A 17,591-nucleotide genomic window follows, 5' to 3' on the forward strand; every position below is an offset into this window, starting at 1 on the left:
GCGTGGGCGTGGCCCTGGCTGCCGTATCCGATCACCGCGACCTTGCGGCCCTGGATGATGGACAGGTCGGCATCGTCGTCGTAGAACAGCTCGGCGGACATGGTGGTTCTCCTTGATTCCTGGAACGTGAGGGTGTGCGGACGGGATTGGCCGGGGGTGGCGGAAGGCTGGGGCCTCTCGTTCGGATCATGCCGGGCTCGCGTGCCCCGGTGCCTGGTCCGGCCCGGTCCAAACGAAAGACGCTAGGCGCTCTGCGCGCCGGCCGTCGCCACGGTGGTGCCGGTGGCCGGTGTGAGGCGGATCGGGCGGGCCTCGCGGGCGGAGCGGTCGGCCAGGGCCCGGGAGCCGCGGCCGATCGCGATCGCGCCGGACTGGACGAGTTCCTTGATGCCGAAGGTGGCGAGCATCCGGAGCATCGCGTCGAGCTTGTCGCCGGAGCCGGTGGCTTCGAGGGTGACGGCGTCCGGCGAGACGTCGACGGTTCTGGCCCGGAACAGCTCGGCGATCTGGATGATCTGGGCCCGGGTGCCGTTGCCGGCGCTCACCTTCACCAGGACCAGCTCGCGCTGGACGGCGGAGTCGGCCTCCAGCTCGACGATCTTCAGGACGTTGACCAGTTTGTTGAGCTGCTTGGTCACCTGTTCCAGGGCCAGTTCATGGTCGACCCTGACGACGATGGTGATGCGGGAGAGCTCCGGGTGTTCGGTGGTGCCGACCGCGAGCGAGTCGATGTTGAAGCCGCGGCGCGAGAACAGGGCGGCGACACGGGCCAGAATGCCGGGCGTGTCCTCGACCAGGACGGAGAGCGTGTGCTGGGACATGTCAGAGGGTCCTCTCAGTCGTCCGCGGAGTCGCCGAAGTCGGGGCGTACGTCGCGTGCGGCCATGATGTCGTCGTTGGAGGTGCCGGCAGGGACCATCGGCCACACCATCGCGTCCTCGTGGACGATGAAGTCCACCACGACCGGGCGGTCGTTGATCGCGTTGGCCTTGTCGATGATCGCGTCGAGCTCGTAGGGGTTCTCGCAGCGCAGGCCCACACAGCCCATCGCCTCGGAGAGCTGGACGAAGTCCGGGACGCGGGTGCCGTGGTTGGCGGCGGATCCCACTCCGCGGGTCGATCCGGTGGTGGCATTGGTGGCGCCGTCGTGCAGCACGGTGTTGGAGAACCGTGCTCCGTAGAACAGGTTCTGCCACTGGCGGACCATCCCGAGCGCGCCGTTGTTGATGATCGCGACCTTGATCGGGATGTTGTTGAGCGCGCAGGTGACGAGCTCCTGGTTGGTCATCTGGAAGCAGCCGTCGCCGTCGATCGCCCAGACGGTCCGCTCGGGGCGGCCGGCCTTCGCGCCCATCGCGGCCGGGACCGCGTACCCCATCGTTCCGGCGCCGCCCGAGTTGAACCAGGTGCCCGGCTCCTCGTGCGGCAGGAACTGCGCCGCCCACATCTGGTGCTGCCCCACACCGGAGGCGAACAGCGTTCCTTCGGGCGCGAGCCGGCCGATCCGCTCGATGACCTGCTGCGGGGAGAGCAGGCCCGGGTCGGCGGGCAGTTCGTAGCCGCGCCGGTAGGTGGCCCGCCAGTGGTTCAGGTCCCGCCACCAGGCTTCGTAGTCACCGACACGGCCCTCCTCCCGCTCTCCGCGCACGGCGGCGGTCAGCGCGACCAGGACCTCGCGGGCGTCCCCGACGATCGGCACGTCGGCGACCCGGTTCTTGGAGATCTCCGCCGGGTCGATGTCGGCGTGGACGACCTTGGCGTGCGGGGCGAAGCTGTCCAGTTTGCCGGTGACGCGGTCGTCGAAGCGGGCGCCGAGGGCGACGATCAGGTCGGCCTTCTGCAGCGCCGCGACCGCGGCGACGTCCCCGTGCATCCCGGGCATCCCCACGTGCTGCGGGTGGCTGCCCGGGAAGGCGCCCAGAGCCATCAGGGTGGTGACCACGGGGGCCCCGGTCAGTTCGGCCAGGGTGCGCAGCTCGGCGGTGGCCCGTGCCTTGAGCACCCCGCCTCCGACGTAGAGCACCGGGCGGGCGGCGGCGCTGATCAGCCGGGCGGCCTCGCGGATCTGCTTGGCGTGCGGCTTGGTGACCGGCCGGTAGCCGGGCAGGTCCGTCGTCGTCGGCCAGCGGAAGGTGGTGACCGCCTGGAGGGCGTCCTTGGTGATGTCGATGAGCACCGGTCCGGGGCGGCCGGTCGAGGCGATACGGAACGCCTCGGCGACCGTGCGCGGGATGTCGTCGGCGTTCGTGACCAGGAAGTTGTGCTTGGTGATCGGCATGGTGATGCCGACGATGTCCGCCTCCTGGAAGGCGTCCGTGCCGATCGCGGCGGAGGGGACCTGGCCGGTGATCGCGACCAGCGGCACGGAGTCCATGTACGCGTCCGCGATCGGGGTCACCAGATTGGTGGCACCCGGCCCTGAGGTCGCCATGCACACCCCGACCTTGCCGGTGGCCTGGGCGTAACCGGTGGCCGCGTGCCCGGCGCCCTGCTCGTGCCGGACCAGCACATGACGGACCCGGTCCGAGTCCATCAACGGGTCGTACGCCGGAAGGATGCAGCCGCCGGGGATCCCGAACACGGTGTCCGCGCCGGCCTCCTCCAGCGAGCGGATGAGGGACTGGGCGCCCGTCACGTGCTCGGCGCCGGAGTCGGGCTGCCCGGTGGTGCGGGGCAGCACTTGCGGGAGGAGGGCCGCGGGGGCCTGCTGCACAGCGTTTGACATCGTCAGTTCCAAAAGTCCGTAGGGATGTTGGTGAGGACGTTGCGGTGATCGGCAGCCGCGGCGGGAGCGGCCGAGTGGTACGTGCCCCCCGCCGGGTGATCACCGCAGCGGTGCACCCGGCGGACTCGACGGGCGGTCAGGGCGGGGTTCTTGCCGTCTGGAGGGCGTCGCAGGTGTGTCGTACGAGGTCGAGTCCGGCGAGCCTGCGGACGAGCGGACCTTCCACGGTCAGCTCGCCCCGTACCGCCACCGCCGCCGCGTAGCCCCGGTCCACCGGTACGTCGAGCAGGGTCCAGCCGGACGGCGGGTACGGGCCCTCGGGGCGCCCCGAGCCGACGTAGTCGAGCGAGGGGTCACGGCCCAGACCGGTACCGAGGCCCTTGAGGTAGGCCTCCTTCCGGGTCCACAGCCGGGCCAGGGCCCGGGGCCGGGCCGGCGGGCTCAGCGCCGCCAGTTCGGCCTGCTCGTCCACGTGCAGCATCGCGGCCAGGTCTGCGGTGCCGTCCTCGTCCGGCACCAGTTCCACATCGACCCCGATGGGGGCCGCAGCCGTTCCGACGACGGCGAGATCGCCGCGGTGGGACAGCGAGAAGAACAGCCGGTCGTCGGCGTCGAGCACGGTGGGCCGGCCGTGCGGTCCGCCGCAGCAGGGGCAGGTGTCCCGGCCGAAGTGGACCTCTTCGGGGCGAAGGCTCAGGTACGAGCCGAGCAGCCGGCGAAGGGCGACATGCGCGGCCGTGAACCGGGTCCGGTCGGCGGCGTGCATGAGGGTGGCGGCACGCTGACGCTCCGTCGCGTCGAGTACCTGTTCGTCCAGGATGCCGATGGGGACATCCGAAACCCTCAGGAGCCAGAGGTCGAGCGAGCCGGGGGGTGGCAGCTCACGGACGACCCACGGCAGGGTTTGTTCCACGGGGCCTCTCCTGTTCGTACGAGAGTGACAGGCGAGTCGGGTATCACGGCGTGGCCGGCGCGACCGGCAGGTCGCGCCTTCGGCGCAGCGGCCCGATCAGGAGGAGCAGCGGGGTCAGGGCGAGTCCCGCGGTGAGCAGCCACAGGGTGGGCCGCAGGCCGAGGGCGGTGCCGAGGATCCCGCCGAGCAGTGAACCGAAGGGAATGGCGCCGAAGTTCGCCACCGAGACGCTGGCCGAGACACGGCCGAGCAGCTGGGGCGGACAGTAGCGCTGGCGGAACGCCCCCTGGATCACGTTGGCGAGTACGACGCCGAGCGAGAGGACCGCGCTGCCCACTACCAGTGCGGACAGGGTCCAGTCCGTCCGTGTCAGCGGGATGAGCAGGGCGAACGGTGCGCTGGCGATGGTGGCGACGAGCAGTCCGCGGGCCGATCCGAACCGTGCGATCAGGCGTTTCGCGGTGGTGGCCCCGAGGATGCCGCCGATGCTGCTCGACGCGAGGAGCCAGCCGGTGGCGCCTTCGGGCACCCCCAGCTCACGGATGATGAAGACCGGCAGGATCGCCGCCTCGGCCGTCAGCAGCAGATTGGTGGCGGTGCCGTACAGGGTGAGGACGCGCAGGTAGGGGTCCTTGAACGTGTAGTTCAGGCCCTCCTTGATGTCCTGGCGCAGCGCCCGGTGCCGTTCGGGTTTCTCCGGGAGGGGTTCCTTGGCGCGGATGCCGAGCAGGCACAGCGCGGAGACCAGGAACGTCGCCGAGTTGACGAGGAGGCCGGAGGCGGCGCCGAACGCCTGGGCGAGCAGACCACCACCGCCGAGCCCGGCGACCTGGGCCACCGACTCGCTGCCCTGAAGCTTGGCGTTGGCCTCCTGGAGGTCCTCGGGTTCGACGATGGAGGGCAGGTAGACCTTGTAGGAGATCCCGAAGAACACCGCGGCGAAGCCGTTGATCAGTGCCACGGCCAGCAGTTGGGTCATCGTCAGGACCCCGAGCCAGCCCGCCACCGGGACACTGGCGAGGAGCACCAGCGGGACCAGGTTGCAGATCAGCATGATCGGCCGGCGTCGCAGCCGGTCCACCCAGGCGCCGGCGGGCAGGCCGATGAGCAGCCAGGGCAGCCAGGGGGCGGCCGCCAGCACGCTCACCCAGAGTGTGCTCGCGTCGAGCGTCACCACGGCCACCAGGGGCATGGCGACCCCGGTGATGTTGATGCCGACGCGGTTGGTCGTCTCGCCGAGCCACAGCAGCCGGAAGTCGTGGTGGCGCAGCAGCCGGCTGCGCGGTGGCCGCTCGTCCTCCTTGCCCGGGGCGCGTTCGGTCAGGCGGGCCGACATGACGTCACCGCCTCGGCCACGGCCCGGGTCAGCAGCTCGGCTCCGTCGGACCAGCGGGTGCGCCGCTCGGTCGACTCGGCCTTCAGTGCGTCCCGTCGGGCGTTCAGGGCGCGGATCCCGTCGGCCGTGGCACCGGGTCCGCCGCCGTGGGCGCATGCCTCGACGACCCGGTCGGGGGCCAGCCCGCCGTCGTCGACGGCGGCGAACCGGGCGGCGTCCACCAGCGAGCGGCCGGTTTCCAGGGCGCCGAGCACGGTCTCGCCGACCAGGTGGTGCGCGGCCCGGAACGGTGTCCCGTCCAGGACGAGCCGCTCCGCCAGGTACGTGGCCGAGGTGAAGCCGTCCACGGCCCGGTCCGTCATGCGTTCGCGTTCCGGTTCGGTGCCCGCCACCACCAGGCTCAGCAGCGTCACCGCGTCGGTGGTGCTGCTCAGTCCGGGCCAGAGGTGCCGTACGGCCTCGGTGCCGACCGCGATGGCGTTGGTGTAGCCGCCGGTGGTCATCGCGGACGCCGCGCCGACGAAGGCGCCGAGGCTCGCGGTGGACCTGCCCTGGATGTGTTCGAGCAGGAACGGGTTGCGCTTCTGCGGCATCATCGAGCTGGAGCCGACGAGGGTGTCGCCCACCCGCAGCAGCCCGAACTCCTCCGAGGTCCAGGTGCTCAGGTCCCGCCCCGCCCGGGCCAGCGAGACGCCGAGGACGGCTGAGGCGGACAGCAGGTCGAGCACGAAGTCCCTGGAGGCCACCGCGTCGACCGAGTTGGGGGCGGCGGAACTGAAGCCGAGCAGTTCGGCGGTACGGCGGGGGTCGATGGGTACGGAGGTCCCGCCGATCGCGCCGGCGCCCAGCGGGTTGACGTCGAGCTGGCGTCCGGCGTCCAGCAGCGCCTCGTACGCGCGCAGTACCGCACCGGCGACACCGGCGAGGTAGTGGCCGTAGCTGATCGGCACGGCCGGCTGGCCGTGGGTGTAGGCGGGCATGATCACGTCGCGGTACTCGTCGGCCTTCGCCAGGAGGACCCCCGCGAGCCGGTCGACCGCGTCGAGCAGGGCCAGGTAGGGGCCGCGCGTCTTGAGCCTGGTGGTGGTGGCGTTGAGGTCGTTGCGGGACCGGCCGGTGTGCAGGATGCCGCCGGTCTCGTCGCCCAGCTTCCCGATGAGGTGTCCCTCGTACGCCAGGTAGACGCCGCGCGGCATCGGGGTGGCCCGGACCGGGGCGAAGTCCTGTCCGCGCAGTTCCTCGACGGCGCGCAGCAGGGCGGCGGCCCGGCCTGCGTCCACGATGCCGCGCTCGGTGAGCATGATCAGGTGGGCGCGGTCGACCTCGCTGATGCAGCGCAGCTCCTCGCCGAGCCCGTCGGCGGTGTCCGGCAGGTACTGGTCGTAGACGATGCGGTGCGCCTCGGCGTCGAGCGCGGCCTTGAGCCGGCCGGTGTCGACGCCGTTCGCCGTCGCTGCGGTCATGCGAATGCCTCCTCTGTGTGCAGATCCGCATAGGTCACGGCTTCGCCGAGCAGCGCCACGGCCCGGTCGGCGGCCTCGGCCGCCCGTACCGAGCGGTCGGCGACGGCGATGGCGTGACCGACGCGGCCCCGGAAGTCCTCGGCGGGACCGACGGGTTCGCCCGGGGCGCGGTAGAGCACCGCTTCGACGGTGCCCGGGACCGTGCGGGCCCTGGCCACGGCTTCCGTGAGTGCGGCGGACCGCGCGAGGATGCCGTCCTGTCCCGCGGTGAGGAACCGGATCGAGGCTCGGGCGTAGCCGCCGCGTTCCAGCTCGGGGGCGGTGCCGAGCGCGGCCAGCACCTGGGCGCGGACCAGGTCGATCCCGCAGGCCCTGCGGACCAGTTCGGGGATCATGCCGCCGGCCAGCCGGGGGTTGACCTCGATGACCTGGGCGGTCCGGGCGCCGGTCAGGCGCAGTTCCACATGGGCGGCTCCCCAGCCGAGGCCGAGCGCCCGCACGGCGCGTACCGCGGACTCGCGCAGGGCGATCTCCTGTTCGCCGGGGAGTGCGGCCGGCACGTCGTGGCCGATCTCGACGAAGACGGGCAGCGCGCCGACGTGCTTGGCGACGGTGACGACGGCTTCGGTGCCGAACACCTCGACGGAGAACTCCGGTCCGGTCAGGTACTCCTCGACGAGGATCCGGCTCGGTGCGGCGATGCCCCGTTCGTTCACGGTGGCGGCCAGCAGCGTCCCGGCGTGCTCGGCGATCTCGTCGAGGTCCGTGCAGAGCCGTACGCCCAGACTTCCCGAGCCCTGCACCGGTTTGACCACCACGGGCAGTCCGATGGCGCGGGCCGCGGCGAGTGCGTCGGTGACTTCGGAGACGACGGCGAAGTCCGGCGACCCGACGCCCGCGTCGCTGAGCAGCCGGCGCTGTTCGGCCTTGTCGCGGCAGGCGCGTACGGCTTCGGCCGACGGGCCGGGCAGTCCGAGCCGGTAGGCCAGTGCGGCGGCGGTCGGCACGTAGTACTCGGAGCTGGTCAGGACGCCCGCGATGGCGGCCTCGTCCTCCAGCGCGCGGACGGCCGCCCACAGCGCGGCCTCGTCGGAGGTGTCCACGACGACCGTCCGCAGCCGGTCCTCGGCGGCGTACGGGTAGCGGTCCGGGTCCGCGCACAGCAGCACGGGCATCACACCGAGTTCGGCCGCGCGCGCGGCGAACAGCCGTCCCGTACCGGTGGTGTTGCTCTCCACCAGGAGCAGCAGGCGCTCGCTCATGAGCCGACCACCGGCATCACCACGTCGTCGAAGCCGCGGCGGGCCCACAGCAGCCGGGACCAGGCGGCGGGGGCGTCCAGCGGGTGTTCGACGGTGAGCGGGCCGTCGACGGCGGGGGCGGGGACGATGCCCTGCTCGTTCAGCCAGTTGTCGTTGTAGACGGTGGACTGGTAGCGGTAGCCCTCGTCGGGGAGCACCATCACGACGGTGCTCCCCGGGTTCTGCTCGGCCCACCAGGAGGCCACCTGGAAGGAGGCGCCGCTGGTCGGGCCCATGAACAGGCCGTGTGCGCGGTAGAGCTCGTGGGTGGCGTGGAACGCCTCGGGGGCCGTCACCCAGTGGACCTCGTCGTACGCCGCGTGCTTGACGTTGCCCGGGTGGATGCTGCTGCCGAGCCCGCGCAGCATGCGCGGTCCGTCCGGGCTGCCGAAGATGATGCTGCCCTGGGTGTCGACGCCGACCAGATGGAGTGCGGGGCCGGTCTGCCGCAGCGCGGCGGCGAGTCCCCCGGTGGAGCCGCCCGAACCGACCGGGCCCACCAGGCAGTCGACGGAGCCGACGGTGTTGCCGATCAGGTCGGCGACGACGCCGTACGCGCCCGGGTTGTCGGGGTTGTCGTACTGGCCGGGGACGAAGGCGTCCGGGTGCTGCCGGCGCAGCTCGGCCACGCGGGCCAGGCGCGCGCCCTGGATGCCGCCGGGCTGGCCGGTGTGCTCGACGATCTCCACCGTCGTGCCGAGCATTTCGAGCCGGGTGCGCAGGTCCCGGTCGATCGCCGAGTCGCCGACGATGGTCAGCGGGTAGCCGCGCAGTCGGCAGACCATGGCCAGGCCCAGGGCGAAGGTGCCGGAGGAGGTCTCGATGATCCGGGTGCCCGGGGAGATCAGGCCGGCGGCCTCGGCCCGGTCGAGTATGTAGCGGGCGGGCAGCAGCTTCATCAGGCTGAAGGCCGCCGCGTAGAGGTTGTCGGTCACCTTGATGATGCGTGGCAGCTCCGTCGCCTCCACGATCGAGGAGTGAGCCTTGGGGAGAGTCGTCGTCGTCATGTCAGTCACCCGTTGTGTAGTTCCACTGCTCGTGAATTCCGAGCTCTTGCAGGAGGTCCTGGGCCAGGCCGGTCCGCGCCTCGACCTCGGGGTCGTCCCGGTCGAAGAGGAGTCCGGCGATGTCCCCGCTGTGTGCCGCCTGTACGCCGACGGCTCCGGTGGTCCGCGCGATGTCCCGGATGCGGTCGAGGTCCGGGATCGGCAGATGACGCTGGTTGATCTCCGTGCTGGCCGTGGCCACCGAGCCCAGCAGGGCCACGTCCTTCATCTGGATGGCCTCCCGGAGCATGGCCTGCAGCCGGGTGAAGAGGTCGATCTCGTCCTGCCCGTAGCGGGCCGGTGCGAGGGTGAGTGTGTCCACGCCCCGTCCGCCGCCCTCGGGGCGTGAGCCGAAGCCGACGACCCGCAGGGCCGGCATCGGGTAGCCGAAGTCCTCGATGACCGTGCCCTCGCGCTGGGCGAAGAGGACGGTGGATTCCTCGAACATGAGGGAGTCGGAGGCGGTTTCCGCGCGTACCGCGATCCGGGCGACGTCCTGCGGCGGCAGCGGGCTGACGAACGCGTCCTTCACCGCCCAGATGGCCGCGAGCACATCGCTGGTGGAGGAGCCGAAGCCCCGGCACAGCGGTACGTCGCCGGTGAGGTCGAGGTGGCCGCCCGGCAGCTCGTCGCCCGGCGGCGTCACGGCGCGTACCGCGAGTTCGGCCGCGCGCCGGGCCTTGCCCTTCCAGTCCGGCGTGACGGTGACCTCGGCGCCGGGGGCGGGGATGAAGGTCGCACGGGTCGCGTGAATGGTGCAGGGAAGTGTGACGAGACCTCGGGTGAGCCCGCCGTCACCGGTGAACACGCCTTGCAGGATCTCGCCGTGGTGGACGGGGGCTGAAGCTACCCCGACACGCCAGCCGGAATGATCAACCATTTCCTTGACTTTCTGTTGCCGGGAGCCGTGGCCTGCGGATGGCTTCACGCTATGCAGGCCGGAACCCGTCGCCCGGCGGCATGAGCGGCAGCCCGCGGGCAATTGGGGGCCCGGGGGTGGCGGCGCACGCGAAGGTGCCCGGGGCCGCCGTTGTGGGCGGTCCCGGGCACCGGTGGGTCAATGGGTCAGTGACGCACCCCGCGCAACTCTTCGGCCAGCACCTTTCCGATCTCGCGGAGCGGCTCGGCCGTGGTCATGTCCCAGTGCTCGCAGTCGATTTCGTGCTCCTCGACCCGGCCCGCGACATGGGGGGCCCAGGCGTCGGCGCCGCCGGCCGCGGCGGGGGTGCGGGCGGCGTCGAAGAACACCGCGTCGCCGCCGAACCGCCGCCGGGGCACGTACCGGTAGCGCATCTCCAGGTTGCCCGCCGTGGCGGCGACGACCGCCGCGGCCTGGGCCGGGTCCAGTGCGCCCAGGACGGCGTCCTCGGCGCGCAGCACGGCGGCCAGCTCCTCGGGGTCCGGGGCGGTGTCGGCGCAGCGGACGTCGAGTCCGGCGCCGCGGCCGCCGAGCAGGGCGGTCAGCACCTCCCGGCCGGTGATGGCCGGTGGCCGGAATCCGTCGGGCAGCGGGTAGGAGTCGAGCAGCGCGAGGAGGGCCACCTTCTCGCCCTGCTCCTCCAGCCTGGCGGCGATCGCGTGGGCCACGAGTCCGCCGAACGACCAGCCGAGCAGGTGGTACGGGCCGTGGGGCTGGACGGAGCGGATCTCGGCCACGTACCCGTCCGCCATCTCCTCGATGCCGGCCGGCCGGTCCGAGGGGCTCGTCAACTCCTTCGCCTGGAGGCCGATAAGTGGCCTTCGCCCGCCGATGTGCCGGAGCAGACCGGCGTACGACCAGCTCATCCCGGAGATCGCGTGGACGCAGAACAGCGGGGCCTCGGTGTCGTTGGCGGTCGCTGCCCGGATCGGCAACAGTGTCTCCATCGGGTCGCCGCCCGTGTTCGTGGCGATGTGTTCGGCGAGCAGTACGGGTGTCGGGTACTGGAACAGGTCCCGGATGGTGACCCGGGTGTCCCAGATGGATCGGATCCGGCCGATCAGCCGGGTGGCGAGCAGCGAGTGGCCGCCGAGTTGGAAGAAGTGGTCGTCGATGGTGACCGACGTCAGTCCGAGAACGTCCGCGAAGAGGCCGCACAGCACTTCCTCCGCCGGGGTGCGGGGCTCCCGGCCACCGGCGGTGTCGGCCTGCGGCGGTTCGGGCAGTGCCCGGCGGTCCAGCTTGCCGTTGACCGTCAGGGGCAGCGCCTCCAGCGGCACGAACGTGGCCGGAACCATGTATTCGGGCAGGGCCGCCACCGCGTGCCGGCGCAGCTCGGGAAGGTCCGGCCGGCTTCCTTCGGTGGGCACCACGTAAGCCACCAGCCGTTTGTCACCGGGCCGGTCCTCGCGGATCAGCACCGCCACCTGGGCGAGGGTGGGGTGCCGCAGCAGCGCCGATTCGATCTCACCCGGCTCGATGCGGAAGCCCCGCAACTTGATCTGCTGGTCGGCCCGGCCGAAATACTCCAGCGCCCCGTCCTGGCTCCAGCGGGCGAGGTCACCGGTCCGGTACATCCGCGAGCCGGGTGCGCCGTGGGGGTCGGCGACGAACCGTTCGGCGCTGAGTGCGGGCTGTCCGATGTAGCCGTGGGCGAGTCCGTGTCCGGCGACGTAGAGCTCGCCGGGGACGCCCGGGGGCAGCATCCGGAGGTTCTCGTCCAGGACGTAGGCGTGCTTGCCCGCGATCGGCCGTCCGATCGGGATGGCGGGCGCCGGTCCGGTGAGGGTGTGGGTAGTGGTGAAGCCCATGCTCTCGGCCGGCCCGTAGCCGTTGACGAGGTGGAGGTGGGGGTGGTCGGCCAGTGCCTTGGCCGTGTGGGCGGGTGAGGCCGCCTCGCCGGCGGTCATGGCCTCCTTGATCCGGGAGAAGACGGCCGGGTGCTCGTCGAGCATGTGGTTGAACAGGCTGGCCGACATCTGCAGGGTGGTGATGGCGTGCCGTTCCACCAGCTCCGCGATCTGGTGCGGGTCGGTGTGCTGGCCGGGCTGCAGGACGCAGACGCCGCCGTGCAGGAGCGGTCCGAAGACCTCCAGGGCGAAGGCGTCCCAGGACACCGGCGAGCTCTGCAGATAGGTCTGCCCGGGTCCGAAGTCCAGGTAGTCGGGGCCGATGAACGTGGCGGCCAGCGCCCGGTGCGAGGCGGCGACGCCCTTGGGGACTCCGGTCGATCCGGAGGTGAACATCACGCAGGCGATGGACTCCGGGTGCCCGCCCGTCTCCACGGGTGTCCCCGGCAGGGTGCTGATCGCGGGTATCTCCGCGGTGAGGTCGATCAGGGTGGCCCGGGTCGACAGGGCTGTCAGGTGGGCCTGGGTGATCAGCGCCGCCGGTTCGGTCTGGCCGAGCACGGTGTTCAGCCGGTCGGCCGGGAACTGCGGGTCGAGCAGGGTGTATCCGGCCCCGGCCTTCAGGGCGGCGAGCAGTGTGGCGATGAGTTGCGGGGACCGTTCCAGGTGGATGGCGACGATGCCGCCCGGGGTGACCCCGCGTGCGGTCAGGTGGCGGGCCAGTCGGTTGGACCAGATGTCCAGTTCCTGGTACGTCACTTGCTGTTCCTCGTGGACCAGCGCCACCTCGTGCGGGGTGCGGGCGGCCTGCGCGGTGAACAGCGCGTCGAGTCCGAGGCCGGGCGCCGGGGTCTGTGCCCCGCTCCACTCCCGCAGCTGTGCCCGCTCGTGCCCGGAGACCATCTCCAGCTCCGCGAGGGGCAGATCGGGGGTGGCGACGGCGCCGGTGAGGAGCCGGACCAGGCGGTCCGCCGTGGCCTCGATGGTGCATGCGTCGTACAGGTCGGTGGTGTACTCGATCATGATGTCGAGGCCGTCGGGCCGGCCGTCGGCGGCGCGGTTCTCGGCGAACGCGAAGGTGAGGTCGAACTTCGCTACGGAGACCGGCGGGAAGGCGAACTCGCTCTCCAGTCCGGCCAGTCGGGGAGCCTCGTCGCTGGTGTCGCCGACGGTGAGCATGACCTGGAAGAGGGGGTGCCGGGCGGTGGTGCGCTCGGGGTTGAGGGCTTCTACCAGCCGGTCGAGCGGCAGGTCCTGGTGGGCCCAGGCGGCGAGGTCGGTCTCGCGGACCCTGGTGAGCAGTTCGCGGAAGCTCGGGTCGCCGCTGGTGTCGGTGCGCAGGACGAGGGTGTTGACGAAGAAGCCGACGAGGTCGTCGAGCTTCTGGTCGGTGCGCCCGGCGACGGGTGAGCCGAGCGGGATGTCGTGGCCGGCGCCGGAGCGGGACAGCAGGGTCGCCACGGCCGCCTGGGCGACCATGAACAGGGTGGTGCCGGTGTCCTGGGCCAGGGACATCAGGGCGGTGTGCAGTTCGGCGGCGCAGTGCACGGCGTGGGTGCGGCCCCGGTTGGAGGCGACGGCCGGGCGGGCGTGGTCGGCGGGCAGGGTGGCTTCCTCCGGCAGGTCGGCGAGCACCCCGCGCCAGTGGTCGAGCTGGCGTTCCTCGTCACGCTCCAGGATTCGTTGCTGCCAGAGGGAGTAGTCGGCGTACTGGACCGGCAGCGGCTCCCACTCGGGGGCGGTGCCCTCGGTGCGGGCCTCGTAGGCGGTGGCCAGGTCGCGGAAGAGCGGTCCGTTGGACCAGCCGTCGGAGGCGATGTGGTGGATCACCAGCATGAGGACGTGGTCCTCGGCACCAAGCCTCAGCAGCTGTGCCCGGTAAGGGAGTTCACCCGCCAGATCGAAGGTCCGGCCGGCCAGGACGGCCAGCCGCTCGGCGAGCTCCTCCTCGGTGGTGTCGATCAGGGGGAGGTCGGAGGTGGTCGGGGGAAGGATGTGCTGGTGGGGGGTGCCCTCGTGGACCGGGAAGACGGTCCGCAGTCCTTCGTGACGGGTGGTCACGTCGGTGAGGGCGAGTCGAAGGGCCCGATGGTCCAGTGAGCCCTTGAGGCGCAGGGCCAGGGGGATGTTGTAGGTCGCGGACGGGCCTTCCATCTGGTCGAGGAACCACAGCCGCTGCTGTGCGGAGGAGAGCGGCACGATCTCCGGGCGCTCCTCGGCCGTCAGCGCCGGCCGTCGCTCGCCACTGCCCTCGGCCGCGATCCGCTCGGCCAGCTGCGCGACCGTGGCGTACTGGAACAGGTCCCGGATGGTGATCTCGGTTTCCCAGACGGCGCGGATGCGGCTGATGAGGCGGGTGGCGAGCAGGGAGTGGCCGCCGCGCCGGAAGAAGTGGTCGTCGATGGTGACCGACGTCAGTCCGAGAACGGCCGCGAAGAGGCCGCACAGCACTTCCTCGGCGGGCGTACGGGGCGCGCGCCCGCCGGTGTCGGTGCTCTGCCGGGGTGCGGGCAGGGCGCGTCGGTCGACCTTGCCGTTGGTGGTGAGCGGGATCTCGTCGAGCACGACGAACGCGGACGGGACCATGTACTCGGGAAGCGCCCCGGAGATCTCCCGGTGCACCGCGTCGGTGTCGATCCGGGCGCCGTCGGCGGCGACGAGGTACGCGGCGAGCCGCTTGTCGCCGGGCCGGTCCTCCCGCACCATCACGGTCGCCTGTCCCACGCTCTCCTGGGCGGTCAACGCCGTCTCGATCTCGCCCAGTTCGATACGGAAGCCGCGGAGCTTGACCTGCTGGTCGGCGCGGCCCAGGTATTCGAGGGAGCCTTCGAGGTTCCAGCGGACCAGGTCACCGGTCCGGTACATCCGCGCACCGGACGGGCCGTACGGGTCCGCGACGAAGCGCTCCGCCGTCAGCGAGGCGCGGTTGAGATAGCCCTGTGCCAGGCCGGTTCCCGCGATGTACAGCTCGCCCGGGGCGCCCGGCGGAACCAGCCGCAGGCCGGCGTCGAGCACGTACAGGCGGTGGTTGTCGAGCGGCTCACCGATCGGGATGGCACCGGCGTAGTCCAGTGGCCGGTGGATGTGGTGGGTGGAGGCGAAGGTGGTGGTCTCCGTCGGTCCGTAGCCGTTGACGACGGTGACGTCCGGGCAGTTGTCCATGACCCGGCGCACCGCCTCCGGCGGCACCACGTCACCACCCGCCCACACCTCACGCACCCCGGCGAACGCGCCCGGCGCCTCCTCCGCCATGACACGGAAGAGACCCGCGGTCATCCACAGCGCGGTGACCCGGTGCTCGGTGAGCAGGCGTTGGTAGTCGGCGGGGGCGAGGTGGCCGCGTGGTGCGACCACGACTGTGCCGCCGTTGAGCCACGGCACCCAGATCTCGTACGTGGAGGCGTCGAAGGCGGCCGGCGAGTGGAACAGCACGCGTCGGTGGTTGCCGTTGGCGTACATGGTCTGCGCGGCCAGGTCCGCCACGTTGCGGTGGGTGACCGCGACGCCCTTCGGCACACCCGTCGAACCGGACGTGAACATCGCGTACACCGGCTGGTCGGGGTGTATGGCGTGGGTGGGTGCGGTGGCGGGCAGCCGGTCCAGGTCGGTGGTGCCGCCCAGGACGATGATCCGCGCGTCGGCGTCCAGGACCACCTGGTGGTCCGAGAGGGCCTGGTCGGTGAGGAGGACCGGCGCCCGTGTGTCGGCCAGGATCTGGACGAGGCGGCTGTCCGGGTCGGTGGTGTTCAGCGGGGCGTACACGGCACCGGCCTTGACCACGGCGAGCAGTGCGGTGAGCAGGTCGGTCGAGCGCTCCATGAGGACGGCGACCACGTCGTGCCGCTCGACTCCGGCGTTGATGAGGTGGTGGGCCAGCCGGTTGGTGACCTCGTCGAGTTCGGCGAACGTCAGATCGTGGTCCTCGTCGACCAGGGCTATCGCGTCCGGGGTGCGGGCGGCCTGGGCGGCGAACAGCTCCGCCAGGCTCGTCCCGGACGTGCCGGTGGCGGTGCCGCTCCGCTCCTCCAGGAGCAGTCTCCGCTCGTGCTCGCCGAGCAGGTCGAGGACGGACAGTGGGGTGTCGGGCGCGGTGACGACGGCTTCCAGCAGGCGGTTCAGCCGTGCCATGAGCGCGTCGATCGTCCGGGCGTCGTAGAGGTCGGTGGCGTACTCGATGGTGATGTCCAGGCCGTCCGGACGGCCGTCGCGGGTGCGGTGCTCGGCGAAGCCGAAGGTCAGGTCGAACTTGGCGATCTGCAGGGCGCTGTACTCGGTCCGGGCGTCGAGCCCCGGGAACCCGATGACGTCCGAGCCGGCCTCGCCCATGGTGAGCATCACCTGGAAGAGCGGGTGGCGGGAGGCGGAGCGCTCGGGGTTCAGCACCTCGACCAGCCGGTCGAAGGGCAGGTCCTGGTTGTCCCAGGCCGCCAGGTCCGTTCTGCGGACCCGGGAGAGCAGGTCGCGGAAGCTCGGGTCACCGGTCAGATCGGTGCGCAGGACGAGGGTGTTGACGAAGAAGCCGACCAGTCCGTCGAGTGCCTCGTCGATGCGGCCGGAGACCGGGGAGCCGATCGGGATGTCGAGGCCGGCGCCGGAGCGGGAGAGGGCGGTCGCCACGGCGGCCTGGACCGCCATGAACAGGGTGGCGCCGGACTCCCGCGCGAGGTGGGTGAGACCGATGTGGATGTCGGCGGACAGGTGCACATCGCAGGTGGCGCCGATGTACGAGGCGGAGGCCGGGCGCGGCCGGTCGGCCGGCAGGGTCGCCTCCTCGGGCAGGTCGGCCAACGCCTCTCGCCAGAATTCCAGTTGACGGGATCCGGCACTGTCCGGGTCGTCGCCCTCGCCGAGCAGTTCCTGCTGCCAGAGGGTGTAGTCGGCGTACTGGACCGGCAGCGGCTCCCAGTCGGGCACGGCGCCCCGGGCGCGGGCCTCGTAGGCGGTGGCGAGGTCCTGGAGCAGAGGTGCGGTCGAGCCGCCGTCCGACACGATGTGGTGCATCACGATGAGCAGGACGTGCTCCTGCTCGCCCAGGGCGATCAGGCGGGCCCGGACCGGCAGGTCGACCGCGAGGTGGAAGACCTGTGCGGACTCCTCGGCGAGAACGGCGGGCAGCGTCGCGGCGTCGGCGTCAATGACCTGGAGCGGGAGCTCCACGTCCTCCTCGGCGAGGATGTGCTGGTACGGGGTGCCGTCCTGGTCGGGGAAGAGGGTGCGCAGGCTCTCGTGTCTGCCGACCAGGTCCAGGAGTGCCGACCGGAGGGCCGGGCGGTCGAGTTCGCCGTTGAGCCGCACGGCGAGCGGGATGTTGTAGGTGGTCGACGGCCCTTCCATCTGGGCGATGAACCACAGCCGCTGCTGGGCGAAGGACAAGGGAATCACTTGGTCACTCCCATCCGGCGCATCGGCCGAAGTCTGGGCCGTGCGGCCTCGGCGCCGTCGAGCTTCTCGACGAGCGTGGCCACGATCGGGTTTTCGAAGAGGGTCGCCACGGAGAGTTCGACCCCGAGTACGGTGCGGATCCGGCCGGCGAGCCGGGTGGCGAGGAGCGAGTGGCCGCCGAGGTTGAAGAAGTGGTCGTCGATGGTGACCGACGGCAGTCCCAGGATCTCCGCGAAGAGGCCGCAGAGGACTTCTTCCTTGGCGGTGCGAGGAGCGCGCCCGGTGGCCTCGTTGGTGAGTTGGGGTTCGGGCAGGGCGCGTCGGTCGACCTTGCCGTTGACGGTGAGCGGGATCTCGTCGAGGACCACGAAGGCGGACGGGATCATGTAGTCGGGCAGCAGCCCGGACACCTGCTTCTGTACGTCGCCGGGTTCGATCCGGGCGCCTTCGGCGGCGGTGAGGTAGGCGACGAGGCGCTTGTCGCCGGGCCGGTCCTCGCGGACGACGACGGTGGCCTGGGCCACGCCCGGCCGGCCGGCGAGGACGGTCTCGATCTCGCCCGGTTCGATGCGGAAGCCGCGGAGCTTGACCTGCTGGTCGGCGCGGCCGAGGTATTCGAGGGAGCCTTCGAGGTTCCAGCGGACCAGGTCACCGGT

At 71.5% G+C, this 17,591-nt stretch carries 11 protein-coding genes; all 11 read right to left on the reverse strand.

Annotated features, from left to right (window positions below; translation table 11 throughout):
- The coding region (locus ACFVH0_RS39395) for a hypothetical protein (protein ID WP_385828255.1) at positions 1-101 on the reverse strand (101 nt) is incomplete at its 3' end.
- Between the two features lie 141 nt (positions 102-242).
- Positions 243-821 (reverse strand): acetolactate synthase small subunit, encoded by a 579-nt coding sequence (gene ilvN, locus ACFVH0_RS39400; protein WP_385828245.1) that lies wholly within the window; start codon positions 819-821, stop codon positions 243-245.
- 14 nt (positions 822-835) lie between these two features.
- Positions 836-2,725: an acetolactate synthase large subunit gene (locus ACFVH0_RS39405; protein ID WP_385828246.1), complete on the reverse strand. Its 1,890-nt coding sequence runs from the start codon at positions 2,723-2,725 to the stop codon at positions 836-838.
- 136 nt (positions 2,726-2,861) lie between these two features.
- Positions 2,862-3,638, reverse strand: coding sequence for a 4'-phosphopantetheinyl transferase family protein (locus tag ACFVH0_RS39410; RefSeq protein ID WP_385828247.1), 777 nt, complete (start codon positions 3,636-3,638; stop codon positions 2,862-2,864).
- Between the two features lie 43 nt (positions 3,639-3,681).
- Positions 3,682-4,974, reverse strand: coding sequence for an MFS transporter (locus ACFVH0_RS39415; protein WP_385828248.1), 1,293 nt, complete (start codon positions 4,972-4,974; stop codon positions 3,682-3,684).
- Positions 4,959-6,437 (reverse strand): argininosuccinate lyase, encoded by a 1,479-nt coding sequence (gene argH, locus ACFVH0_RS39420; RefSeq protein WP_385828249.1) that lies wholly within the window; start codon positions 6,435-6,437, stop codon positions 4,959-4,961. The genes ACFVH0_RS39415 and argH overlap by 16 nt, the downstream gene beginning before the upstream one ends.
- Positions 6,434-7,699: an ATP-grasp domain-containing protein gene (locus tag ACFVH0_RS39425; protein WP_385828250.1), complete on the reverse strand. Its 1,266-nt coding sequence runs from the start codon at positions 7,697-7,699 to the stop codon at positions 6,434-6,436. Before ACFVH0_RS39425 ends, argH begins: the two co-directional genes overlap by 4 nt.
- Positions 7,696-8,745: a PLP-dependent cysteine synthase family protein gene (locus ACFVH0_RS39430; RefSeq protein WP_385828251.1), complete on the reverse strand. Its 1,050-nt coding sequence runs from the start codon at positions 8,743-8,745 to the stop codon at positions 7,696-7,698. The genes ACFVH0_RS39425 and ACFVH0_RS39430 overlap by 4 nt, the downstream gene beginning before the upstream one ends.
- 1 nt (position 8,746) lies before the next feature.
- Entirely contained in the window at positions 8,747-9,664 is a 918-nt protein-coding gene (locus tag ACFVH0_RS39435) for a kinase (RefSeq protein WP_385828252.1), read from the reverse strand.
- Positions 9,665-9,849: 185 nt separating this feature from the next.
- Positions 9,850-16,935 carry an amino acid adenylation domain-containing protein gene (locus ACFVH0_RS39440; protein ID WP_385828253.1) on the reverse strand — a complete coding sequence of 2,362 codons (7,086 nt, stop codon included), beginning with the start codon at positions 16,933-16,935 and terminating at the stop codon, positions 9,850-9,852.
- A partial coding sequence (locus ACFVH0_RS39445) for a phosphopantetheine-binding protein (RefSeq protein ID WP_385828254.1) occupies positions 16,932-17,591 on the reverse strand: 660 nt, incomplete at its 5' end. The genes ACFVH0_RS39440 and ACFVH0_RS39445, both read right to left, overlap by 4 nt.

Source organism: Streptomyces sp. NPDC127117 (genome assembly GCF_042677325.1).
GTDB lineage: Bacteria > Actinomycetota > Actinomycetes > Streptomycetales > Streptomycetaceae > Streptomyces.